Here is a 23,622-nt window from a genome sequence, read left to right as displayed (position 1 = left end):
CGAAGTTGCGATCGTTTGAAGGGTGTCACCTCGGGGAGGACCGGGCGGCGCCGACATTCGCGTCGGAGCACCGCCCGGGCCAGGAGGATCTCACTTGATGTAGCCGCCCTTGGTCATTTCGCGGGTGGTCAGCTGCTGAGCGCTTTGCAGGGCCTGATCCACCTTGATCGACCCGGCCAGTGCCGCCGAGAACTGCTGGCCGACCGCGGTGCCGATGCCCTGGAACTCCGGCACGGCGACGAACTGGCCGCCCGTATAGGGGACCGGCTTGACCGTCGGCTTGCTGGTGTCGGCCGCATTCATCGCCTGGAGCGTGATCTTGGCGAAGGGCGCGGCCTTCTCATATTCGGGATTGGCGTAGAGCGACTTGCGCGTTCCGGGCGGGACATTCGCCCAGCCTTCCTTGCTGGCGACAAGTTCCGTATAGGCCTTGTCGGTTGCCCAGGACACGAATTTCTGCGCTGCCTCAGCCTTTTGCGTGCCGGCCGGGATGCCGAGGTTCCACGCCCAGAGCCAGTTGCCATGGTTCTCGACGCCGCCCGTCGGGAACAGCGCAAAGCCTACCTGGTCGGCGACCTTCGATTCCTTCGGGTTGGTCACGAAGGATGCGGCCACCGTGGCATCGATCCAGATACCGCATTTGCCGGTCTGGAACAGAGCGAGGTTTTCGTTGAAGCCGTTGGACGAAGCGCCGGCCGGCCCCGCTTCCTTCATCAGGTCGGTATAGAAGGTCAGCGCCTTCTTCCATTCCGGCTGGTCGAATTGCGGCGTCCATTTCTCGTCGAACCAGCGCGCACCGAACGAATTGGCCATGGCGGTTAGCAGCGCCATGTTCTCGCCCCAGCCGGCCTTGCCGCGCAGGCAGATGCCATAGGTCTCGGTGGACTTGTCGGTCATCTTCTTCGCCGCTTCGGCGATCTGGTCCCAGGTCGGCTTTTCGGGGATTGTCACGCCGGCCTTTTCAGCGAGGTCCTTGCGATACATCACCATGGCGCTTTCGCCGTAGAATGGCGAGGCGTAGAGCTTGCCCTCATAGGACACGGCATCCTTGATGGCGGGCAGCAAATCGTCGGCGTCATAATCCGAAGCGAGCCCGTCGAGCGGCAGCAGCCAGCCCTGCTTGGCCCAGATCGGCACTTCATAGGTGCCGATCGTCATCACGTCATACTGGCCGCCCTTGGTGGCGATATCGGTCGTTACGCGCTGGCGCAGCACATTTTCTTCCAAGGTCACCCATTCGAGCTGAATGTCGGGATTCTTCTTGGTGAAATCTTCGGCCAATTTCTGCATACGCACCATGTCGCCATTGTTGACCGTGGCGATGGTCAGCGTTTCCGCATGGGCAAGACCTGCCAAGGCGAGCGTCGAAACGGCGCCGAGCAGCAGCGTTCTAAATGACATTTCATTCCTCCCGAATGTTATGAGCAATTGCTAGTGTTATGGGCAAATACTCACATATGGCCACAATGAGTCAAGGGGGATTCGTTGTTGCAGTGCAGCATAAATCGGGATGTCAGGGTGCCAGCAGGCGTTCTGCCGTTTGCTCGTCGGTAATCAAGCCATTGATCAGCCTGCCCTTGATGGCGGCCGCGATGCCCGGCATCTTGCGCTCCCCCTTGGCGATGGCAATGACGAATGCCGACTCGTGAAACGGCATCGGGGCGCTGGCGACGCGGTCATTGGTCAGCCCGGCAATGGGCACACCGTCGCGATCATAGGCACGGCCGGTGATCTCGCACACCGCGCCGGCGCGGCGCAGCGCCAGCAATTCATCGCGCGAGATGAAACCGTCAATGTACAGCGGCGCATCGTCGTCGAGGTCGCCGATGCCGACGAAGGCGACATTGGCCTGCGCCGCGAGTTCCAGCACGGAGCGGATCATCGCCTGGCTGTGCAGCAGTTCGCGCTCCTCCGGCGAAGACGCGATGACCGGCAGCGGCATGGGAAAGCTGCGCGCCTTGATCTTGTCGGCAATGTTGAAGATGACGTTGTAATAGGCGGCAGATCCGTCGGGCGAGATATTGCCTGTCAGCGACACGACCTTGTGCTGCGGACATTCGATCGGCGAAAGCTGCTCGATCGCAGCCTTCAACGTCCGCCCCGTGCCGATACCGAGCACGATCGGCGCTTCAGATTTCAGCCAGCGCGTCATTTCCGCCGCCGCCGCATCGGCCACGCCCAGCGTCGTCGAGGTGGAGGCGGGATCAGTCGGCACCACTTCCGCCATCTTCAGACCGAAGCGCTGCTTGAGCTGTTCGGCAAGATCGAGGCAATGGGCGATCGGGTGATCGAGCCGCACCTTGACCAGGCCCTCCGATACGGCGAGCGAAACCATACGCTGCGCCGATTGCCGCGATATGCCGAGCTTGACGGCGATCTCGTCCTGGGTATTGCCAGCGACATAATAGAGCCAGCCGGCCCGCGCCGCATCATCGAGCCGGGTCGAGGTGACGTCCGGCTTAGCCATGCTCGGCTGTACCCTTATGGTCACCTGCGGCTTTGGCCTTGTGGCCATCCGAGTGGCCGAGGTCACGCTCGGGCCAGACGATGTCGCGCACCTTCTGTTTCAGCACCTTGGCTTCGGGAAAGCCACCGTCGCGCTTGCGCTCCCAGACAAGTGCGCCATCGACCTCGATCTGGAAGATGCCGCCGGTGCCGGGCACCAGCGCAACGCTGCCAAGATCGGCGCCAAAGGTGGAAAGCAGTTCCTGGGCCATCCAGGCCGAGCGCAGGAGCCAGCTGCATTGCGTGCAATAGGTGATGGTGATGTTCGGTTTTGTCGTCATGACCCGTTCTATCATTTCCCGCCCGCGATGTAAGCAGGTTCAGCGGCCGACGGCAGCATTATCCGCTGCTACATCCGCTGTCGCGTCTGGCCATTGCGGTGGGGGACGGGCAGTCGTCGAAACGCCCTTTTGTCGTCGGTAGTGTATTGGTTCGAAAACCGCTCGTTGACGCTTTTACCCCTGCCGCCCTTCCCCACTTTCGAACGGCTCCGGAAGCAGCTCCCGTGGAAAGGACGGGGTGCAAAATGCAGCATGCCAAGAGGGACAGGACAGGTTTTATCAGCGGCGGGTCATCTCGCGGGCAATACGGCTGAAATCGGCCTGTTTTATGCCGATATCGGCACGGTCGGCCGGACTCATCGCATTCAGCAGAGCCATGGCATTGCGAAATTCCTGGTCTTTGCGGCGACGCCCGCGCGTCGCGAAATCGAAAATAAAGCTCATTTGCACGTCTCCGGCACCACGTTTTGTTGGTTGGATTATACGGCCGGACCCGCCAAACATGCAGTGCAATTGCGGAATGGGAGCTATGCGGCGGCACGCCGCTACCGACGAGCGGCAGTAGAACGCATCCGACCTCTATCCGACTTGTGGTGGGCTAGAGCCCGGCCACGCCCTCTTCCTGCTCGACCGTCAGGGGCTTGATCCTGGGGTCGAGAGGTTCGGGACGCTCAATCTCGCTTGCGGTCGGGTCGGCGCCCGGGCGTGTCGTGGTGCAGGCCGCAGGCAGGACCAGCAGCCCGCAAAGCAGAAGTGCCACGACAGGCTTGCAGCCTGCGAGAATGGTGCTGAGAGACGGCATCGATTCCCGGCCTTGCCCGGTGCTATGGAAGAGCAACAGGACGGCTCCCTCAGCTATCGCCCATTTTGAGCGCCTGGATGAAGGCTTCCTGCGGGATTTCGACCTTGCCGAACTGGCGCATGCGCTTCTTGCCTTCCTTCTGCTTTTCCAGAAGCTTGCGCTTGCGCGTCACGTCGCCGCCATAGCACTTGGCCGTCACGTCCTTGCGCAGCGCCGAGATCGTTTCGCGCGCGACAATGCGCCCGCCGATCGCCGCCTGGATCGGGATCTTGAACATGTGCTGCGGGATGAGCTCCTTCAGCTTTTCGCACATCACCCGACCGCGCTTTTCGGCGGCGGTGCGGTGCACCAGCATCGAGAGCGCATCCACCGGCTCGTCATTGACGAGGATCGACATCTTCACGAGGTCGCCCTCGCGGTAATCGGTGATGTGATAGTCGAAGGACGCATAGCCCTTGGAGATCGATTTCAGCCGATCGTAGAAGTCGAACACCACCTCGTTGAGCGGCAGGTCATAGACCAGCATGGCGCGCTTGCCGACATAGGAAAGATCGGCCTGGATGCCACGCCGGTCCTGGCAGAGTTTCAGGATGCCACCGAGATATTCGTCGGGGGTAAGGATCGTCGCGCGGATCCATGGCTCCTCGATATGGGTGATCTTGACCACATCCGGCATGTCGGCGGGATTATGCAGCTCCTTCACCTCGCCATCGGTCATGACCATCCGGTAGACGACGCTCGGCGCGGTGGCGATGAGATCGAGATTGAACTCGCGCTCCAGCCGTTCCTGGATGATCTCGAGATGAAGCAGGCCGAGGAAGCCGCAGCGGAAGCCGAAGCCGAGCGCGGCGGACGTTTCCATTTCGAAGGAGAACGAGGCATCGTTGAGCCGGAGCTTGCCCATGGCTGCCCGCAAATCCTCGAAATCCGCCGCATCGACGGGGAAGAGGCCGCAGAACACCACCGGTTGCGCCGGCTTGAAGCCCGGCAGCGCCTTGTCCGTCTGGCGCCTGTCCTCGGTGATCGTATCGCCGACGCGCGTATCGGCCACTTCCTTGATCGAAGCGGTGATGAAGCCGAATTCACCCGGGCCGAGCTCTTCGACGGCAACCATCTTGGGCGTGAACACACCGGTGCGTTCCACCGGATATTTGGCGCCCGTGCCCATCATGCGGATGGTCTGGCCCTTTTTCAGAACGCCATCGATGATGCGGACCAGCACGATGACGCCGAGATAGGCATCATACCAGCTATCGACCAGCATCGCCTTCAGCGGCTTCGAACGGTCGCCTATCTTTGGCGGCGGCAACTGGTTGACGATGGCTTCCAATACATCGGGAATGCCGAGGCCGGTCTTGGCGGAGATCAGCACCGCCTGGCTGGCATCGATGCCGATCACCTCTTCGACCTGCTCGCGGATGCGCTCCGGCTCGGCGGCGGGGAGATCGACCTTGTTCAGCACCACGACGATCTCGTGATTGTTGTCGATCGCCTGGTAGACATTGGCGAGCGTCTGCGCTTCGACGCCCTGGCTGGCATCGACGACGAGGAGCGAGCCTTCGCAGGCGGACAGCGAACGCGAGACCTCATAGGCGAAATCCACATGGCCGGGCGTATCGATGAGATTGAGGACATAGTCCTCGCCATTCTTGGCCCTGTAGTTCAGCCGGACGGTCTGCGCCTTGATGGTGATGCCGCGCTCACGCTCGATATCCATCGAGTCGAGAACCTGCTCCTTCATGTCGCGTTGCTCCAGCCCGCCCGTCAGCTGGATCAGGCGGTCGGCCAGGGTGGATTTGCCATGGTCGATATGGGCGACGATGGAGAAATTGCGGATGTGATCTAATGGCGTGCTCATGCGCGCCACATAGAGCATTTCCGGCCGTTTTGGAAGGGCGCCGGAAAAGGCTTGCGCTTCAGGCTTCAAATTATTTTACCCGGGTATATTTACATCGCTATTGTACCCGGGTAAAACGAGCGCATAGACGAAGGAGCAGAACATGCAACAGGAACTGACAGTGACGGCCTTTCACGGGGTGGTCCGGCTGGCGCAAGGCAGTCGCGCCGAAGTGGCGCCGGTGGTGCGCGAGGCCGAAACCCGGCATGGAGCGGGCACGATCCTCGTTTTTGACGATTGGACGGGGCGGCAGGTCGAACTCGAACTGCGCGAGGGCGGCGAGGCCCCGGAACCACCGCGCAAGGCCGGGCGGCCGAAGCTCGGCGTCGTCTCGCGCGAGGTCACGCTGCTGCCGCGCCAATGGGAGTGGCTGAATGCGCAGCCGGGCGGCGCCTCGGTGACGCTGCGCAAGCTCGTGGATGCGGCGCGCAATGCCAATGGCGCCCGCGAGGCCCGGCGCCGTGCGCAGGAGGCTGCCGACAATGTGATGCGGGTGCTTGCCGGCGATGCGCCGAACTACGAAGAAGCATCGCGCGCGCTCTATGCCGGCGATTATGCCCGCTTCATCGAATTGAGCGAGGCCTGGCCCGGCGATGTGCGCGACCATGTGCGCCGGCTTGCCGAGCCGGCATTCGACTGGCCGGATCGTTAGGCGGCTCATACCTTCGTCTAGTATTCGGCTTTCTGGCACGGACATTGCTTTGCTTGTTGCGTGAGTTAGCGAGTTTATCGACACAAACCCGGGAGTTGCGGGCGCGCGTCGGCTTGGCTTTTCGCTAGCTCACCAAAACCACGATTGTTTCTGCACTTTTTCAATTTTTCGTTTTCAAGGCCGATCCCCCTACCAAGAATGCGACGGCCGGATCAGGAGTTTTTCCAGATGATACAATGGATGAAACGAGCTGCGCGCCGCGCGTGCTTATTTAGCGGGCTACTTGCCACTTTGGCAGGCTGCAATGACACCGGCGACACCACGCCTGAAAGCAGGTCAACATTTCCGACGATCGTGGCGCTGAAGGCAGAGACTCCCCCTGTTTCCACGGACAGCGCGGAAAAACCGGTCATTGGGAATGTTACCATTGTGCCCGGCACGACACCTGACACACATAGTCGGCCACCAGCCCGGATGCTCACAACCGACCCTCAACTCGTCATCGACTACGGCAAGCCTGCCGAAATCGTGCCGGTACCGATAAAGCAGGAAGTAAAGCTTCAGCGCTTTACTGAAATAGCACCTGACACCATTGCCGGAGCGACTTTTACCTCATCTCCTGTGTATCAATACGATCTTGGAAATCTCGTGGTTTCTTCTGCACAGAAGGACCTGACAAGCGCCAGCGATGACACGATTTTCATAACTCCGATCAAAGGCTGGATCCGGTTTCCAGGAACACGGAATGACACGGCAACACCGACGGCGCGCTATCCCGTTATCGTCATGCAACATGGCAACCATACCGCGGAGGACCCCAGCTATCAGGGCTATGACTATCTGGCAGAGAACCTTGCCCAAAGTGGCTATGTCACAATCTCGATCGACGCCAATGCAATCAATTCTGGCGGCGATCCTCGTGTCAGCAACGGAGATAAATCAAGCCAATCCCGTGGACAATTGATTCTCGGGACACTGGATCGGCTGAGACAAATCGACAAGAGCGGTCAGATCGACAAAGACGGAAACGCCGGACCGCTCAATGAGCTGAAAGGCAAACTGGATTTTACCCGCATCGGGATCATGGGGCATTCCCGTGGCGGACAGGGCGTCTCCAACGCAATTAAATTCAACCAGACCCGGGTAGGGGTCACTGACCAAGACTTACGAACCGCTTTGGTGGCCGATGCAGGCTCCTTTGCCCAGCGATATCCGGATCTTGCAGCGGCATTCCTGCCGACCAAACCGGCGGGTAAGCTTGTGGATCCAGCGCCGCCCGCACCAACAAAGGCAACCGATCTGGCAGATCGGCTCGCCAAGTTGGACAAAGAACAGGTAGACCGACTTTACACGCATATGAAGCCAGAGGGACCGTCAGGTCTCGAACCGCGTGCATCCGGCCCGAGAGAAAAAATATCATACGAGAACTCCATACTGTTGAGAGCTGCCGAGACGATACTTGACGGGAAATCTGCAGGAACATTGGCCATGGCACTGGAACAACTGGAGAAGGAATTCTTGCCGGCGGGATGGGATGTTAAAAAAATTCAAGCGGCCTTCGACAAGTACAATCTCTTCTTCGCTGCCGGCCGTGAATCGGCGGCACCCTATGACTTCAGGGGTGCCTTCATGCTGGCACCGACAGATTTTTACGGCAATCAGGGATTGAACAATGTTCCCTTGGCGGTGTTGCTGCCCAGCTGCGACGGGGACATGAGCAATCTCAAAGGTGCAGTCTCATTTGATCATGCCCGCTTCGGTCCTGTACACGACACTGCGCCGCGCTACCAGATCATGGTGAAAGGCGCCAACCATAACTACTACAACACGATCTGGACTAATGATGATTACGCCACAAAGGACAAATCATACTGCTCGGCGAACCGACTGGACAGCATCCGCCTGAATGATATGGACCAGCGACGTGGCGGTCTCTTCGTGATAAATTCCTTTATGCGCTATCACGTTGGCGGCGAGATGAAATTTGCTGCTTACTGGAACGGAAATGCGCAATTGCCGGAAGCTGCGTGTCCTGCAGAGCAGGGTCCCTGCGATGAACGCATCGTTCTCACCGTGCAAAAGCCTGAAAAGAACCGCAAGCTGATACAAGGTTTCAGGTCAGAAGAGCGCCTTGAGCGCAACGCATTCGGCGGTAAATTCAAGCTTTCTGGCTTCAATATCACCCGACACTGCACCATGCCTTTAGGAACGGGTGAAGCTGATCCCTGTCAACGGCTGGCGGGATTTGAGTACAAACCGTTCGGCGGCATGTTGTCGATCGCCGACCGCGCTGAATTGTCCTGGGCAAAACCGGGTGCTTCAATTGTGACCGAGCTGCCGAACATCCCGACAGAAAAGTATGATTCCCTTACATTCCGCATAGCTGTCGTCAGGCCAATCGGGCAGGAGGTGGAGGTGACGCTGACTGATGGCGCCGGGAAATCGGCAACCGTGGAAGCAAGCGATTTCAGCGATGCGCTCTATAACGCGCCACGACCGAAGGGCGAAGGCAGGCCGCGGATCGACGATCCCCGGGATAAACCTTTTGGCGACGGAAACGTATCAAGTCTCCTCAACATGGTGGCGATACCGCTGAAAGCGTTCGCTGGAATTGACTTGAACAATCTGAAAGAACTCAAACTGACCTTCCCTAAGGAGAGCGGCAAAGTTGCCCTCGCGGATATTCAGTTTCAGACGTTTGGGCGGGATCAGTTCGGACCTCGATTGGTCGCTGTCAAAAATTAAGAACAGCAAAGCGTAAAACCACCTGGCAAAAGCCCGGTCCTGAACATTTCAGGGCCGGGTTTACTGATTGATGCAGTTTATCCTTCTCAAACGCCGATCTTGCCGCCGCCCTGCTTGGTGATCGCAATCACCGAGGGGCGCACCGGCATGTCGTCCTTGAAATCGGGCCAGCGGGTGGAAAGGTCCTCGTAGTAGGAGGGACGGCCGAAGCCTTCCCAGTCTTCGCCGCCATCGCCCGGGTGCTGCACGGCAACCATCATCGTCGCCATGTCCGGCAGCATCAGCGGGCCGCACATTTCAGCGCCGATCGGCACGCGGAAGAACAGCTTCGACGTTGCGCGGGCTTCGCCTTCCGTATCCACTGCCCAAAGGCCATCGGTACGGCCCGTATCCTTCGGCGAGTTGCCGTCGGTCGAAACCCACAGGCGGCCATCGGCATCGACGGAGCAATTGTCCGGCATGCCGAACCAGCCATTCTTGCTGGTTTCGGTGGAAAAGGATGCGCCGACTTCGGCGACGGCCGGATCACCGCATTTCAGCAGGACTTCCCATTTGCCCGAGGTAGCGGAAAAATCGCCATCGGCCTCGGCGATCTCGATGATGTGGCCAAAGGCATTCTTGGCGCGCGGATTGGCAGCGTCGACCTGGTCGTCCTTGCGCTTGGTATTGTTGGTCAGCATCACATAGACCTTGCCATTGACGGCGTTCGGCTCGATGTCCTCGGGCCGGTCCATCTTGGTCGCGCCGAGCAGATCTCCGGCGCGGCGCGTCTCGATCAGCACGTCGGCCTGCGATTCAAAGCCGTTTTCGCCGGTGAGCGGGCCGTTGCCATGAACGAGCGGCAGCCATTCGATCGTGCCATCGGCGGCGAACCTGGCCACATAAAGCGTGCCATCATCGAGCAGATCGAGATTGGCGCTGCGATCATCCGGATTGAACTTGCCGCTGGTGACGAACTTATAGACATAGTCGAAGCGCTCGTCATCGCCGAGGTAGAAGACGACGCGCCCGTCCTTGGCCACGATGGAGGCCGCGCCTTCATGCTTGAAACGGCCAAGCGCCGTGCGCTTCTTCGGTATGGAGTTCGGATCGTTCACATCCACCTCGACCACCCAGCCGAAGCGGTTGGCCTCATTCGGATCTTTGGAAAGATCGAAACGGTCGTGGAACTTGCCCCATTCATAGACGCCTTCCGGAACACCGAGACGCTTGTAATTGGCGGCCTCCTTGCTGCCCTCGGGCAGCGTGCCCATGAAGTAGCCGTGGATGTTTTCCTCGGCCATGACATAGGTGCCCCATGGCGTGACGCCGCCAGCGCAATTGTTGATCGTGCCAAAGACCTTTCGGCCCGATGGGTCGGCATTGGTCTTGACCCGATCATGGCCGGCGACCGGGCCCGAAAGCTGCATTTCCGTATTCGCGGTGATCCGGCGATTGAGCTTTCCGTCGCGCACGACCTGCCACTTGCCGCCTTCCTTGCGGATTTCGACCACGGTGCCGCCATGCGCCGCCATTTCGATGTCCACGCGCTTCTTGTCGGCCGGCGCGACTTCGATCTTGCCTTCGACGACCTTGACGATGCCGGGGAACATCAGATGTTCATTCGTATATTCGTGATTGACGACGAGCAGGCCGTGCTCGGACGAGCCTTCGAGCGGAATAAAGCCGACATAGTCGTTATTGTAGCCGAACTGCCTGGCCTGCGCCTCGGGCGTCTGGTTGGCGGGATCGAATTCCGGCGAATCGGCGAATAGCGCGTCGCCCCAACGCAGGAGCACGTCCGCATCATAACCGGCGGCCACATGGTGACCGGTATCGATGCCCGCCTCGACCTCTTCGAAGTTGAAGGCAGACTTGCCTTCGGCGCGGGCTTCATCGGCCATCATCAGCGCCATCGGGCTGACCGTGGCGGCGATCGCCGACACTGCGAGCGAGCCCTTCAGGAAGCCGCGGCGCGAGAAACGCGTGGCGATCAACTCGCCCATCGTCGGATTCTCGGTCGGGTTCTGGCCCGGGCCGTCATTCTCCTCAAGGAGGCTCGTACGGAAAATCTGGCTGTGCTCGTTCATGGTGCGACCTCTGGCTATGTGGCTGGGCTATGGATTAGAACCATTCCAGATGATCGCTAAAAGCTGTGCATGACGGGCATATGACAATCAGGCGAAATCCGGCAAAAGTGAATGCCGGCACGATGGAACCGAACCAGAGTCCTTGCCGAGTTGTCCGTCAGGCGGCGAGCAGCGCGCCATATTCGGCAAGATCGACATTGCCGCCGGACAGGACGACGACGGCGGTGCGCCCCTTGATGTCCACCTCGCCGGAAGCCAGCGCCGCAAGGCCGACCGAACCGCCCGGCTCCACGACAAGCTTCAGATGTCTCGCGGCAAGACGCATCGCCTCGCGCACGGCGTCGTCCGATACTGCGATCGCCCCGGAAAGATTGCGCGCATTGATGGGGAATGTCAGGTTTCCCGGCTGCGGCGTGAGGATCGCATCGCAGATCGAGCGATGACCCGCATCATTGGCGACGATGCGGCCCGCGATCAGCGAACGGCGCAGATCGTCGAAATGCTCCGGCTCGGCGCCCCAGATCCGCGTCGCCGGCGAATGCGCCTTGACCGCGACGGACACACCGCTGATCAGCCCGCCACCGCCAGCGGGTGCGAAGAGATCGTCGATGACGAGGCCTTCCGCCGCCGCTTCGCGGACGATCTCGAGGCCGATCGTTCCCTGGCCGGCGATGATATGCGGATCGTCGAAGGGCGGGACAAGAACCATGCCGCGTTCCACGAAAGGCGCGGCTACCGTCTCGCGCTTCTCGGTATAGCGATCGAAGAAGACCACCTCGGCGCCATAGGCGCGTGTGCTGGCGATCTTCGCCTCCGGCGCATCCTTGGGCATGACGATCACCGCCTTTATCCCGAACAGGGCGGCTGAACTCGCCACGCCCTGGGCATGGTTGCCAGAAGAAAAGGCGACGATGCCGCGCTGCCGTTCTTCGGCGGTGAACTGGCTGATGCGATTATAGGCGCCGCGGAACTTGAAGGAGCCGGTACGCTGCAGGCATTCGGGCTTGAACAGGATGCGACCGCCGAATTGCTGGTTCAGAACGGGCGATTCGATGAAGGAAGTCCGCCTGATCTGGCCGTGGAGCCTTTCGGCTGCCGCCTCGATATCCGCCATGTCGACCGTCGTCGCTTGAGCATCCATGCTTTTGTCTCCTGTCGCGTCGCAAGCTTGATAGCACCGCGGCGCGAGGGAGACACGCCAAACCTTGTCATCATGGCAATTGCCGGCAATCAGCCGTCGGAGCGTTTTGCGAAGAAGGCCGGGAGTTCGGCGATGGAGCCGAGGATGACGTCGCTCAAATGCGCCAGATCGTCCAGCGTGCTATTACCGGACAGGACGCCGATGGCGAGGCCCGCGCCGGCGGCATGGGCCATTTCAAGATCATGCGCATTGTCGCCGACCATGGCGATCTTCCGCGGCGGCAGTCCGGTCTTTTCGGCGAAAAGATGCAGCTGGTCGGCATAGGGTTTCGCCCGCAGCACCGAGTCATAGCCGATGATCGCGGAAAACAGATGCGACAGGCCGAGCGCCGTCGCAGTGGCGCGGGCTCCGGCCTCGGAATCATTGGTGGCGATGCCGAGCACATAGCCCTGCGCGGCGAGAGCCTCCAGCGTCGCCTGAAGCCCGTCGATGCCCACAGCGCGCGACGATCCTTCCTTGACCGTATAATCATCATATTCGCGGATCAGCCGGCGCTTTTCCTCAAGCGAAAGCTCCGGGTGCCAAAGATCGACGATATCGTTGATCGTGCCTGCCGCCACCACCGATCCGCCGCGAAACTTCTTCATCTCCCAATCATAGCCGCCGCCTTCGATAAGCTGGCGGGCGCGCGCATCGTCGCCACCGGCGGCACGGCCCGCCAGTTCCATGGTGATGCCGAACCAGGTGCGGTTGAAATCGACGAGCGTGCCATCCTTGTCGAAGAGAATGCCGCCTATCTCGCGTGGTTCGACCTTGCCCATCAGGATTCCAGCGAACCCGGACGGGCACCGTCGGACCGGCGGCTGCCGAGAAGCTTCATCAGGTCGTCGCCGCGCCGGATATAGCGACTGCTGCGCCGCGTCAGGATGCGCCCTGCCTGCGGCGCCGCAAGGGTGATGTCGCCGGATGGATCGCCGGGGATGGTGACCACGGTGACGAGCTTGTCGCCCTCCTGTACCTCGGCGCCGATATCGACATGGAAGAGGATCATGCCGCCGCGGGGCGCGCGGATCATCTCGACATTTTCAAGCGGGACGACCGGGCCGGCAAAATTCCTTTCGAGCCTGGTATTGTCGTCGCGCACGACACCGCGATGCACGAGATATTTGTAAAGGCCGGCAGCATCCGCCTTTCCCGTATCGATATCGACGTCGGCGAGGCCGCGGAACTCAACCGTCGTCACCGCGCGCTTCCTGCGTTCCTCGTCGGGCAGGCGCAGCACGGGATGGGCACAAGCCTCCTCGAAGGCGGCATCGGCCGTGCTGTCCCACGAAAGTATCGCCGTGGAGCCGAGCGCCGAGGCGAGATCATACATTTCCGGAAGGAAGGCCTGGTGGATATAGAGATAGTTCTCGCTTTCATCGTCGCAGTGGAGATCGAGCACGATCTCGTGCGGCAGGGCAAGGCGAAGCAATTGCGCCTTCAACCGCTCCGCAAGCGGCTTCGGCGCGTCGGGCGCGATGAGCGAGGACGTATCGAGACTGTCGAGAAGCGGGAAAGAGCGGTTGAAATTCGTGCTCGAGAAGAATTCGAAGCGGCCGAGATGCTGATGCGCCAGCCATTGCGCCGAACCGATCGGATTGGCTTGCGGTACAATGGTGATGCTGCCCTCCACCCGGCCATCCGCTTCGGCCTGCTGGAGCATGGGCAGGAGGAAATGCAGCGCCGCCTGGCCAGGCAGTTCCGCGCCGTGCAGCGACGACTGGAGGTAGGCCGATGGCGCCGCGCTCCCCGCCTTGCCTTCGAAGCGCAGGACGCGCAGCTCTATCTCATTGCCCGGCACATCGCCGGCCAGCTTGATCATCTCGGTTTTCATCATGCTCTTTCCATTATTCCTGCCAGGCCCTGAATAGGCTTAAATGCCGCGCCGCTTGCGAAGATGCGCGACAAGTCCTTGCGTGGAAGCGTCCTTGTCCCCGGCACTCGCATCGCCGGAGACGACCGGCAACAATTCCGTCGCCAGTTCCTTACCGAGTTCGACTCCCCATTGATCGAAGGCGTTGATGCCGTAAAGCTGGGCCTCAATAAAAACACGGTGCTCATAGAGCGCGATCAGGCGGCCCAGCGCAAACGGGTCGAGCTTGTCATGGACGATGGTGATCGACGGCCGGTTGCCGGAGAAGACGCGGTGCGGCGCAATGCGGTTGACCTCGGCGCGCGGCATGTCCTTCGCCGCCAGCTGGGCCTTTGCCTCCTCAAGCGTACGGCCCTTCATCAGGGCTTCCGACTGGGCAAGACAATTGGCGAGCAGCATCTGATGCTGATTGTCGAGATCCGGTTCGTGCCCGTTGGCGGCTACGATGAACTCGACCGGTATGACATCCGTCCCCTGGTGGAGCAGCTGGAAAAAGGCATGCTGGCCGTTGGTGCCGGGTTCTCCCCAGACGACGGGACCGGTGGGGCCGGAAGCCGGCTTGCCGGCAAGGGTGACGCTCTTGCCGTTCGATTCCATGTCGAGCTGCTGCAGATAGGCAGGCAAGCGCCCAAGGCGCTGGTCATAGGGAATGACGGCGCGGCTGGTATAGCCGGAAATGGCGCGGTGCCAATAGCCGACCAGGCCGAGCATGAACGGAAGATTCTCGGTTGGCGCAGCCTTGCGGAAATGTTCGTCCATGGCGTGGGCGCCGTCGAGGAAGCGGCCGAAATTCTCCGGACCGATGGCGATCATCACCGGCAGGCCGATGGCCGACCAGACGGAATAGCGGCCGCCGACCCAGTCCCAGAACCCGAAGATGCGATCGGATGGGATACCAAAGGCATCGACCTTGTCGAGCGCGGTGGAGACCGCGGCGAAGTGTTTTGCGACGGCCTTTTCGCCAAGTGCATCGGCGATCCATTTGCGCGCCGCCTTGGCATTGGTGATCGTCTCGATGGTCGTGAAGGTCTTGGACGCGATGATGAAGAGCGTCGTCGCCGGGTTGAGGCCGGCTATCGTATCGGCGATATCGGCGCCGTCGATATTTGACACGAAATGAAGCTTCGGCCCGTCATGATAGGGCGACAGGGCCTTGGTGGCCATGGCGGGGCCAAGATCCGAGCCGCCAATGCCGATATTGACGACATCGGTGATCGGCTTGCCTTTCGCTCCCTTCGTTTCGCCGGAGCGCAGCCCATCGGCAAAAGCTGCCATGCGCGACAGGACATCGCCGACGTCCGGCATCACATCCTTGCCGTCGACCTTGATAGCGCGGCCCGAACGATTGCGAAGCGCGATGTGCAGCACGGCGCGGCCCTCGGTCGTATTGATGGCCTCGCCGGCGAACATGGCGTCGCGCCGCTTCTCCACACCAGCAGCCTTTGCCAGTTGCAGCAGCAGCGCCAGCGTCTCGTCGTTGACCAGGCATTTCGACCAGTCGAGCAGAAGATCGTCGAGCGCGAGTGAATAGCGCGAGAACCGCTTCTTGTCCGAGGCAAAGACTTCGCGCATGTTTTTCGGTGCACCGCTCTTCCGGTGGGCTTTCAATGCCTGGACCGCACGCTTGATATCGCTCGCTTGCTCCGACGCCATGATTAATCTCCTGAGGATGGGGGATGTCCGAATATGGGGGAACCTGCCACCAGAACCGTTTCAGTTCAATCTGACAAAGGTAGAATATATTGAAATTCCGCGATAGACGATGCTGGAGCGAAGGCAGGAAGGCTGAACATGAATCTGACCGGAGAAGAATGGATAGCCGCGCCGCGCCACGAGGTATGGGATGCGCTCAACGATGCCGATGTGCTGAAAGCCTGCATTCCCGGCTGCGAGCAGCTCGATTGGGTCAGCGATACGGAACTCGAAGCGACACTGGCGGTTAAGCTCGGACTTATCAAGCCCCGGTTCAGCGGTGCGATATATCTCAGCAATCTGAACCCGCCATTCTCCTATACGATCAGCTGCGAGGGCAAGGGCAGCATCGCCGGCATTGCCCGCGGCGGCGCCGATGTGACGCTGCTGGACGAAGGCGCGCGGACACGGCTCGTCTACGAGGTGCATGCGGATGTCGGCGGCAAGATCGCCAAATATGGCAGTTCGCTGATATCCTCGACCGCACGGCGCATCTCGACCCGCTTCTTCGAACGGTTCAACGAGACCGTATCCGCCGCGACCCCCGGCACGGAAGGCTTGTCGCAATAGTCACAGGCGGTGGCGGAAAGCCGTTTGGGAAACCGGCAGGCATAGCGGATATGCTGGGCGCACACAGACAGGCGGCCAGGTCGGGCAATGCAGGATTTCGATTTCATCATCATAGGGGCCGGGTCCGCCGGATCGGTCATGGCCGACCGGCTTTCCGCCAATGGCCGTCACAGCGTGCTCGTCCTCGAAGCCGGGGGCAGCGACCGCCGCTTCTACGTGACGATGCCGCTCGGCTACGGCAAGACGTTCTATGACCGGTCGGTCAACTGGATGTACCGGGCGGAACCGGACCCCGGGCTGGCCGGCAATGCCGACTATTGGCCACGCGGCAAGGTCCTCGGCGGCTCGAGTTCCATCAATGCCATGGTCTATGTCCGCGGCGCGGCGCAGGATTTCGACGAATGGCGCGACCGGGGCAATCCCGGCTGGGGCTATGCTGATGTCGAGCCGGTCTTCCGCTCCATCGAGAATCACGAAGGGCCGGCGACCAGCCTCGGGCGCGGCGGCCCACTTACCATTACCGACAGTTCACGGCTGTTCCATCCGCTTGCGAACCGCATGATCGAAGCGGCGCAGGAGGCGGGGCTCGCCTATAATGGCGATTTCAACGGTGCGTCGCAGGAGGGTGTCGGACCGTTTCAATTGACGACCGGCAATGGTCGCCGCATGTCCGCGGCGCGGGCCTTCCTGCGGCCCGCGATGAAGCGGCCGAATGTGACGGTGCTCGCCAATGCTCTGGTGACGCGCATCGTATTCGACGGAAAAAGAGCCAGCGCCGTCGAGTTTACCCGCCGCGGCAGCCGGCAGCAGGTGCGCGCTGCCAAGGAGATCATCCTTTGCGGCGGCTCGGTCAACACGCCGCAACTCCTGGAGCTCTCGGGCATTGGCGATCCGGCGGTCCTAGGGCGCTGCGGCGTTCCGGTTGTTCACGCCAACAACAATGTCGGCGAGCACCTGCAGGACCATCTCGGCATCAATTATACCTACCGGGCGAACACTCCCTCGCTCAACGAGCTTCTGAGGCCGTGGTGGGGCAAGATGCGGGCAGGCCTGCATTATCTCCTGCTGCGCTCGGGCCCGCTCTCGATCAGCATGAACCAGGGCGGCGGGTTCTTTCGCACGGACCCATCGCGCAACCGGCCGAACATGCAGCTGTACTTCCAGGCATTCTCGACACTCGTGCCGAAGAATGGCGAGCGGCCCATTCTCACGCCCGATCCCTGGCCCGGCTTCTCGATCGGGCTCTCCAATTGCCGCCCGACCAGCACCGGCAGCATCCACATCCGCTCCTCCGAACCATCGGAGCAGCCCCGCATCGTGCCGAATGCCTTTTCCACCGATCATGACGTGGCGGAGATGCTGGATGCGGTCAAGTTCCTGCGCAGGATCGCGGCGACACCGACCATGAGCAAGCTGATCGTCGAGGAACTGCTGCCGGGCGCCGCCTGCCGCAGCGACCAGGAATTGATCGCGGATTTCCGCAAGCGGAGCGGAACCGTCTATCACCCCGTCTCAACCTGCCGCATGGGCCCCGACCCGCTGCAATCGGTGGTTAATCCGCGCCTGCGCGTCCACGGGATCGGCGGCCTGCGCGTAGCGGATTGCTCCATCTTCCCGAACATAATTTCAGGCAATACCAATGCCGCCGCGATGATGGTCGGTGCCAAGGCGGCGGAGCTGATCCTCGCCGACCACAACTGATCCTGATCCCGTGATCAGCTGTAGCGGGCCTCCAGCAGGTCGATATCGCGGACCATGCGGCTCGCCACCGTGCTTTCCAGCCGTCTTGCCCGGACCAGCCGGAGAATCTCCTGCCGCTCGGCATTGAGCGCGGTGATGCGCAAGCGTCGCTCGATCTCCTCGCTGAGCTTCACCTGTTCGCGCTCTTCACCGAGCTGCATGCGGCCGTCGATGCGCTTGCGGTAGAGCTCCATGATACGGGTCGCCACATCGGAAAAGACGTCCGCGTCCGCCCTGCCCGCCGCCAGATCGTGCTGCGCCTTCTCGACGGCCATGATCGCTGCCTCCGCGGCGGCTATACGGGCGTAATCCTCCTCCCGCTGGTACGTATCCTCGACCGGCACGTCGATATTGCGCAACAGGCGCGGCAGGCAGATACTGGCCATGACCAGCGACAGGATGATAATCCCCGCCGCCAGGAATATGACAAGGTCACGCGCCGGAAACAGGCTGCCATCGGCGAGGAACAGCGGCAGCGTAAGAATACCGGCCAGCGTGATCGCGCCGCGTACGCCGGCGAAGGACATGGTGGCTATGAGCTGCCAACTCGGGCGCACGCTCGCCTGCCGGCGGCTTGACGCCTTGCCAGCGCGATGCGCCAGGACGCCCATACCCAGAGGAAGCGCAGGCCGACGAGAGCCGCATAGATGATGACGACATAGACCGGGAGCCACCACTCGCCGGCCCCGCCTTCGACCCGAACATTGGCCACCGCGCCGGAGAAGATGCCCGGCAATTGTTCGCCGAGAAGCACGAAGATCGCGCCATTGGCGGCAAATTGCGCCGTATCCCATACCGCCGTCCGCCGTACGCGGGTGAGCGCCAGCGAAACCGCCGAGTTCTCCGCATAGCTCATGGTGATGCCGGCCGCGACGGCGGCCAGGATGCCGGAAGCATGCACATGCTCGGCCAGCAGATAGGCGCCGAAAGGGATCAACAGGCTGGTCAGTATCTGCGAGCCGCTCTCTTCGCCAAGCCTGCGGTTGAGGAACGTCTTGGCCCTCATGATGCCGAGAGTGACGCCGATGCCAATGGCGACGCCCGCGAATGCCAGCCACAGGAAGGTCAGGAAAGCGGCGGAAAATGAAAAAGTCCCCGTAAGCATGGCCGCGACGGCGAAGCGCATACAGACGAGGCCGGACGCATCGTTGAGCAGCGATTCGCCTTCCAGTATGTGCATCATGCGCGAGGGGATCGGCACGCGAGCGGCGATGGCCGACACGGCGATCGGATCGGTCGGTGAAACGATGGCGGCAAGCGCGAAGGCAACCGGCAGCGGCACCGAAGGGATCATCCAGTGCACCAGGAAGCCGACGCCGACAACGGTGAATATCACCAGGCCGAGCGCCATTTCCAGGATGATGCCCTTGTCGCGGAACAGGCCCTCCTTCGGGATGCGCCAGCCGTCCAGGAACAGCAATGGCGGCAGGAAAAGCAGGAAGAAGATATCCGGATCAAGCTCCACGCGAACGCTGGTCACGGACGCGATAGCCGCGCCGAGACCGATCTGCACCAACGGCAGCGGCACCGGCAGCGGCAGCATGCGCACGATCGAGTCGCTGACGACGACGGCCAGCAACATCAGCAGGACAACGGTGATAGTTTCCATGGTGAACCCGTTTGAGCCGGACGGCAGGATGAAGGGAATCGACCCGCTTTGTCGAGGCGAACCTTGGCAACTTTGCGCCCGGATGATGCCGAATGCGTGAAATAAACGCCCCACGGCGAAAGTAATTTTTACGCTTACGTTAATGTAAATGCTTGCAAGGTCACGGCCTCTCGCAATAGTACATATTGTTGGGTAGCATGGAGCGGCAGTTTGGAGAGGCTGTTGCCCATAATAGGCTTAACTGGGAGGTAAACGTGGCGAAAGAAACAGCTCGGGCAAAGGCACCAGCACGCAAGGCAGCAGCTGCAACGGAGAGGAAACCGGTAAAAACGCAGGCCGCTCCAGCCTTATCGGAGGCACCGGCAAAGGCGGCGAAACCAGCCACGAAGAAAACCGCCAGGGCCCCGGCGAAAAAGGCGAGCACCACGGCAAAGGCCGCGGCGAAGCCTGTGAAAGCCGCGACCGTTTCCGCCTCGCCCGAAGCACCGACAAAAGTCACAAAACCCGCCACGAAGAAGCCCGCCAAGGCTCCCGCTGCAAAGGCTTCGCCTGCGAAGACCCAAACTTCCAAGGCTGCGACGGCGGCAAAAAAGCGCGTAGCCGCGAAGGCGGATGCCAGGATATGGCTGAAATCCTACCCGGACGATGTGCCGGTCACCATCGAAGAGCCCAGGCTCCAATCGCTCGGGCAACTGTTTGACCGTGCCGTCGAACACGGCGATGCGACCGCCTTCAGCTGCATGTCGAAGAAGATGAGTTACCGCGAGCTCGGCCGCCGGATCAACGACATGGCCGCGTGGTTCCAGTCCCGTGGTCTGGTGAAGGGCGACCGCGTCGCGGTGATGATGCCCAATGTGCTGCAATACCCGATCACGATCGGCGCGATCCTCAAGGCCGGCCTGACCGTCGTCAATATAAATCCGCTCTATACGCCGCGCGAGCTCGAGCACCAGCTCAAGGACAGTGGCGCCAAGGCTATCATCATCCTCGAAAACTTTGCCTCCACCCTGGAAAAGGTAATCACCAGGACCCCGGTGCAGCATGTGATCGTCACTGCCATGGGCGACATGCTGGGAGTGAAGGGCCATCTGGTCAATCTCGTCGTCCGCCGCGTCAAGAAGATGGTCCCGGCCTGGTCGCTGCCCGGCCATACCTCGTTCAAGACCGTGCTGGCGAAGGGAGCGGCGCTGAGCCTGCGCCCGGTCGAAACCGGGCTCTCCGATATTGCCTTCCTGCAATATACCGGCGGAACGACCGGCATATCGAAGGGCGCGATCCTCACCCATGGCAATATCATCGCCAATGTCGAGCAGATGCGCCTGTGGTGTGACGTTGGTTTCCGCCTCAAGGGCCGGCCGAGTGACCTGACATTCATCTGCGCGCTGCCGCTCTATCATATCTTTGCGCTGACCGTGAATGCCATGATGGGCATGAACCTCGGCGCGCACAACGTCCTCATTCCCAATCCGCGCGACATACCCGGCTTCGTCAAGGTTTTGCAGAAGCAGAGGTTCCATATCTTCCCGGGCCTCAACACGCTGTTCAACGGCCTGCTCAACAATGAGGATTTCCGCAAGCTGGATTTCACCGGCCTCATTCTTTCGCTTGGCGGCGGCATGGCGGTGCAGAAGCCCGTCGCCGACCGTTGGAAGGACGTCACGGGCTGCCTCATCACCGAGGGCTATGGTCTTTCGGAAACGTCGCCAGTGGCTTCGGCCAATCGTCTCGACGCCAAGGAATTCTCCGGCACGATCGGCCTGCCGCTCCCCTCGACCGATATTTCCATCCGCGACGATGATGGCAGGGAGTTGCCGCTGCTCGAAGTGGGCGAAATCTGCATAAAGGGTCCGCAGGTCATGGCCGGCTACTGGAACCGGCCCGACGAGACAGCGCGCGCCATGACCGATGACGGCTATTTCCGCTCCGGCGACATGGGATATATGGATGAGCGCGGCTACACGAAGATCGTCGACCGCAAGAAGGACATGATCCTGGTTTCCGGCTTCAACGTCTATCCGAACGAGATCGAAGAAGTGGCGATGGAACATCCCGGCATCGCCGAGGCGGCCGCCGTCGGCATTCCCAACGAACATTCGGGCGAGGCGGTGAAGCTTTTCATCGTGCGCAAGGACAAGTCCCTCACCGAGGAACAGGTCAAGGCGTTCTGCGCCGAGCGGCTGACCAATTACAAGCGTCCCAAGGCCGTGGAATTCCGCGATGAACTGCCGAAGAGCAATGTCGGCAAGATCCTCCGGCGCGAATTGCGGTAGGCCTGGGGCGCATCGCTGCCGGACAGCGATGCGCCCATTCAGGCGGCCTTTTCGCGCACCTGATAATCCTTGACCGCTGCGAAGCGGATGGCTTTCCAGCGCTCGGCCTCGTAGGACAGCGAGAACGAGTTCTGCGCCAGGAACACCGGATCATTGTCGAGATCATGCGCGATGTCGGCGCGATGCGTGTTGATGAACCGTTGCAACTCGGCCGGATCATCCGCCGATATCCAGCGGGCCACGGTAAAGCGCGCCGGCTCGAAACCGACGGGCAGAGTGTATTCGACCTTCAGGCGCTCGGTGAGGACGTCGATCTGCAGGGCGCCGACGACACCGACGATCGCAGGCGATCCGTCATCCGGCAGGAACAGCTGGACAACGCCCTCTTCCGCCATCTGCTGCAGCGCCTCGCGCAGCTTCTTCGCCTTCATCGCATCATCGAGCCGAACGCGGCGCAGGATTTCCGGCGCGAAATTGGGCACGCCGCGGAACAGAAGGTCTTCCCCCTCCGTCAGCGTATCGCCGATACGCAGCGTGCCGTGATTGGGAATGCCGACCACGTCGCCGGCCCAGGCCTCGTCGGCGATCTGGCGGCTGCGGGCAAAGAAGAACTGCGGCGCCGAAAGTCCCATAGGCTTGCCCGTCCGCACCAGCTTCGCCTTCATGCCCCGCGACAGCTTGCCCGAGCAGACACGCAGAAATGCGATACGGTCGCGATGATTGGGGTCCATGTTCGCCTGAATCTTGAACACGAAGCCGGTCATCTTCTCCTCGGTGGCTTCCACCTTGCGCGTGTCGGCGTCCTGTGCGCGCGGGCTCGGGCCGTAATCGCAAAACGCATCGATCAGTTCGCGCACGCCATAATTGCGCAGGGCCGAGCCGAAATAGACCGGTGTAAGATGGCCCTCGCGGAAGGCCTGCAGGTCGAAGGGATTGCACGCGTCGCGCCCGAGGGTGGCTTCCTCGATCCAGGCTTCCCGTTCATTGGCCGGCAGGAGGCCGGAGGCAGCATCCGCTTCCGGACCGTTGACCTTGGTCGCCGCTACTTCCTCGTCCCGGCGCCGCACCGTATTGTCCTGCAGATTATAGGTTCCGGCAAAGCTCTTGCCGCGGCCGATCGGCCAGTTGATGGGTGCGGTGTCCAGCGCCAGCTTCTGCTCGATCTCGTCCAATATCTCGAAGGGATCGCGGCTCTCCCGGTCCATCTTGTTGATGAAGGTGATGATCGGAATATCACGCATGCGGCAGACTTCGAAAAGCTTGAGCGTCCGCGCTTCGATGCCCTTGGCGGCATCGATCACCATGACCGCGCTGTCGACGGCCGTCAGCGTTCGATAGGTATCGTCGGCGAAATCCTCATGGCCAGGCGTGTCGAGAAGGTTGAAGATGCAATCCTTGTATTCGAAGGTCATGACCGAGGTGACCACGGAAATGCCGCGGTCGCGTTCGATATTCATCCAGTCGGAGCGGGTCTGGATACGATCCTTCTTGGCCTTGACCTCGCCGGCGAGCTGGATCGCTCCGCCGAAAAGCAGCAGCTTTTCAGTCAGCGTGGTCTTGCCGGCATCGGGATGGGCGATGATTGCGAAGGTACGGCGACGGGATACGGGATGCTCGGCAGTGGACATGAAGGCGGCTCGATCAATGGGAAAAGGTTTGGCGCCTTCTATCAGGCGGGGGTGCTGGCGTCGACCTTTGAATCATCCGGTGCCGCGGTAACGGAATCCCGCATTT

The 23,622-nt window shown here is 61.1% G+C and carries 19 protein-coding genes; 5 read left to right on the top strand and 14 right to left on the bottom strand.

The annotated features are described in order from the left end of the window. Positions 1–90: 90 nt before the first annotated feature. The 6 genes from OSJ75_RS07905 to lepA form a co-directional block, all read right to left on the bottom strand. Complete coding sequence (locus tag OSJ75_RS07905; RefSeq protein ID WP_250019420.1) at positions 91–1,401, bottom strand: ABC transporter substrate-binding protein; 1,311 nt, start codon at positions 1,399–1,401, stop codon at positions 91–93. Between the two features lie 112 nt (positions 1,402–1,513). Further along, complete coding sequence (locus OSJ75_RS07900) at positions 1,514–2,467, bottom strand: sugar-binding transcriptional regulator (protein WP_267227460.1); 954 nt, start codon at positions 2,465–2,467, stop codon at positions 1,514–1,516. Continuing rightward, complete coding sequence (locus OSJ75_RS07895; RefSeq protein WP_267227459.1) at positions 2,460–2,786, bottom strand: SelT/SelW/SelH family protein; 327 nt, start codon at positions 2,784–2,786, stop codon at positions 2,460–2,462. The genes OSJ75_RS07900 and OSJ75_RS07895 overlap by 8 nt, the downstream gene beginning before the upstream one ends. Before the next feature lie 279 nt (positions 2,787–3,065). Continuing rightward, positions 3,066–3,230 carry a hypothetical protein gene (locus OSJ75_RS07890; RefSeq protein ID WP_250019423.1) on the bottom strand — a complete coding sequence of 55 codons (165 nt, stop codon included), beginning with the start codon at positions 3,228–3,230 and terminating at the stop codon, positions 3,066–3,068. A gap of 154 nt (positions 3,231–3,384) precedes the next feature. Next, positions 3,385–3,588 (bottom strand): hypothetical protein, encoded by a 204-nt coding sequence (locus tag OSJ75_RS07885; protein ID WP_267227458.1) that lies wholly within the window; start codon positions 3,586–3,588, stop codon positions 3,385–3,387. Positions 3,589–3,637: 49 nt separating this feature from the next. Next, on the bottom strand, positions 3,638–5,446 hold the full coding sequence (gene lepA / locus OSJ75_RS07880; protein ID WP_250019425.1) for a translation elongation factor 4: 1,809 nt from the start codon (positions 5,444–5,446) through the stop codon (positions 3,638–3,640). Between the two features lie 142 nt (positions 5,447–5,588). Between lepA and OSJ75_RS07875 the strand changes: the two genes are divergently transcribed. Continuing rightward, positions 5,589–6,137: a DUF2239 family protein gene (locus OSJ75_RS07875; protein WP_267227457.1), complete on the top strand. Its 549-nt coding sequence runs from the start codon at positions 5,589–5,591 to the stop codon at positions 6,135–6,137. 228 nt (positions 6,138–6,365) lie between these two features. Continuing rightward, positions 6,366–8,882: a hypothetical protein gene (locus OSJ75_RS07870; protein WP_267227455.1), complete on the top strand. Its 2,517-nt coding sequence runs from the start codon at positions 6,366–6,368 to the stop codon at positions 8,880–8,882. Between the two features lie 86 nt (positions 8,883–8,968). Here OSJ75_RS07870 and OSJ75_RS07865 read toward each other — a convergent pair whose 3' ends face one another. The 5 genes from OSJ75_RS07865 to pgi form a co-directional block, all read right to left on the bottom strand. Beyond that, positions 8,969–10,951 carry a PhoX family protein gene (locus OSJ75_RS07865; protein ID WP_250019428.1) on the bottom strand — a complete coding sequence of 661 codons (1,983 nt, stop codon included), beginning with the start codon at positions 10,949–10,951 and terminating at the stop codon, positions 8,969–8,971. A 157-nt stretch (positions 10,952–11,108) separates the two neighbouring features. Further along, positions 11,109–12,092: a threonine ammonia-lyase gene (locus OSJ75_RS07860; protein ID WP_267227454.1), complete on the bottom strand. Its 984-nt coding sequence runs from the start codon at positions 12,090–12,092 to the stop codon at positions 11,109–11,111. An 89-nt stretch (positions 12,093–12,181) separates the two neighbouring features. Further along, positions 12,182–12,913, bottom strand: coding sequence for an HAD family hydrolase (locus OSJ75_RS07855; RefSeq protein ID WP_267227453.1), 732 nt, complete (start codon positions 12,911–12,913; stop codon positions 12,182–12,184). Continuing rightward, complete coding sequence (locus OSJ75_RS07850; RefSeq protein WP_267227513.1) at positions 12,913–13,968, bottom strand: succinylglutamate desuccinylase/aspartoacylase family protein; 1,056 nt, start codon at positions 13,966–13,968, stop codon at positions 12,913–12,915. Before OSJ75_RS07850 ends, OSJ75_RS07855 begins: the two co-directional genes overlap by 1 nt. Before the next feature lie 39 nt (positions 13,969–14,007). Beyond that, a complete protein-coding gene (pgi, locus tag OSJ75_RS07845) occupies positions 14,008–15,660 on the bottom strand; it encodes a glucose-6-phosphate isomerase (RefSeq protein WP_267227452.1) in 1,653 nt (550 codons plus the stop codon). Positions 15,661–15,798: 138 nt separating this feature from the next. Here pgi and OSJ75_RS07840 point away from each other — a divergent pair, with 138 nt between their 5' ends. Together OSJ75_RS07840 and OSJ75_RS07835 are read left to right on the top strand one after the other, a co-directional pair. Then, the gene (locus tag OSJ75_RS07840; RefSeq protein WP_250019431.1) at positions 15,799–16,269 is read left to right on the top strand and encodes a CoxG family protein; all 471 of its coding nucleotides are present in this window, start codon (positions 15,799–15,801) and stop codon (positions 16,267–16,269) included. Between the two features lie 87 nt (positions 16,270–16,356). Next, positions 16,357–17,970 carry a GMC family oxidoreductase gene (locus tag OSJ75_RS07835; RefSeq protein ID WP_267227451.1) on the top strand — a complete coding sequence of 538 codons (1,614 nt, stop codon included), beginning with the start codon at positions 16,357–16,359 and terminating at the stop codon, positions 17,968–17,970. A 14-nt stretch (positions 17,971–17,984) separates the two neighbouring features. Here OSJ75_RS07835 and OSJ75_RS07830 read toward each other — a convergent pair whose 3' ends face one another. Together OSJ75_RS07830 and OSJ75_RS07825 are read right to left on the bottom strand one after the other, a co-directional pair. Continuing rightward, positions 17,985–18,566, bottom strand: a complete 582-nt coding sequence (locus OSJ75_RS07830) for a hypothetical protein (RefSeq protein WP_267227449.1) — start codon at positions 18,564–18,566, stop codon at positions 17,985–17,987. Further along, entirely contained in the window at positions 18,542–19,618 is a 1,077-nt protein-coding gene (locus OSJ75_RS07825; protein ID WP_267227448.1) for a cation:proton antiporter, read from the bottom strand. Before OSJ75_RS07825 ends, OSJ75_RS07830 begins: the two co-directional genes overlap by 25 nt. A 254-nt stretch (positions 19,619–19,872) precedes the next feature. Between OSJ75_RS07825 and OSJ75_RS07820 the strand changes: the two genes are divergently transcribed. Continuing rightward, complete coding sequence (locus OSJ75_RS07820; protein ID WP_267227447.1) at positions 19,873–21,888, top strand: long-chain-fatty-acid--CoA ligase; 2,016 nt, start codon at positions 19,873–19,875, stop codon at positions 21,886–21,888. A gap of 38 nt (positions 21,889–21,926) precedes the next feature. Here OSJ75_RS07820 and OSJ75_RS07815 read toward each other — a convergent pair whose 3' ends face one another. Beyond that, positions 21,927–23,516 carry a peptide chain release factor 3 gene (locus OSJ75_RS07815; protein ID WP_250019436.1) on the bottom strand — a complete coding sequence of 530 codons (1,590 nt, stop codon included), beginning with the start codon at positions 23,514–23,516 and terminating at the stop codon, positions 21,927–21,929. Between the last annotated feature and the right edge of the window lie 106 nt (positions 23,517–23,622).

It is taken from the genome of Phyllobacterium sp. 0TCS1.6A (assembly GCF_026420825.1).
In the GTDB taxonomy this organism is placed as follows: Bacteria; Pseudomonadota; Alphaproteobacteria; order Rhizobiales; family Rhizobiaceae; genus Phyllobacterium.
This window is presented reverse-complemented; position numbering and strand designations above follow the sequence as displayed.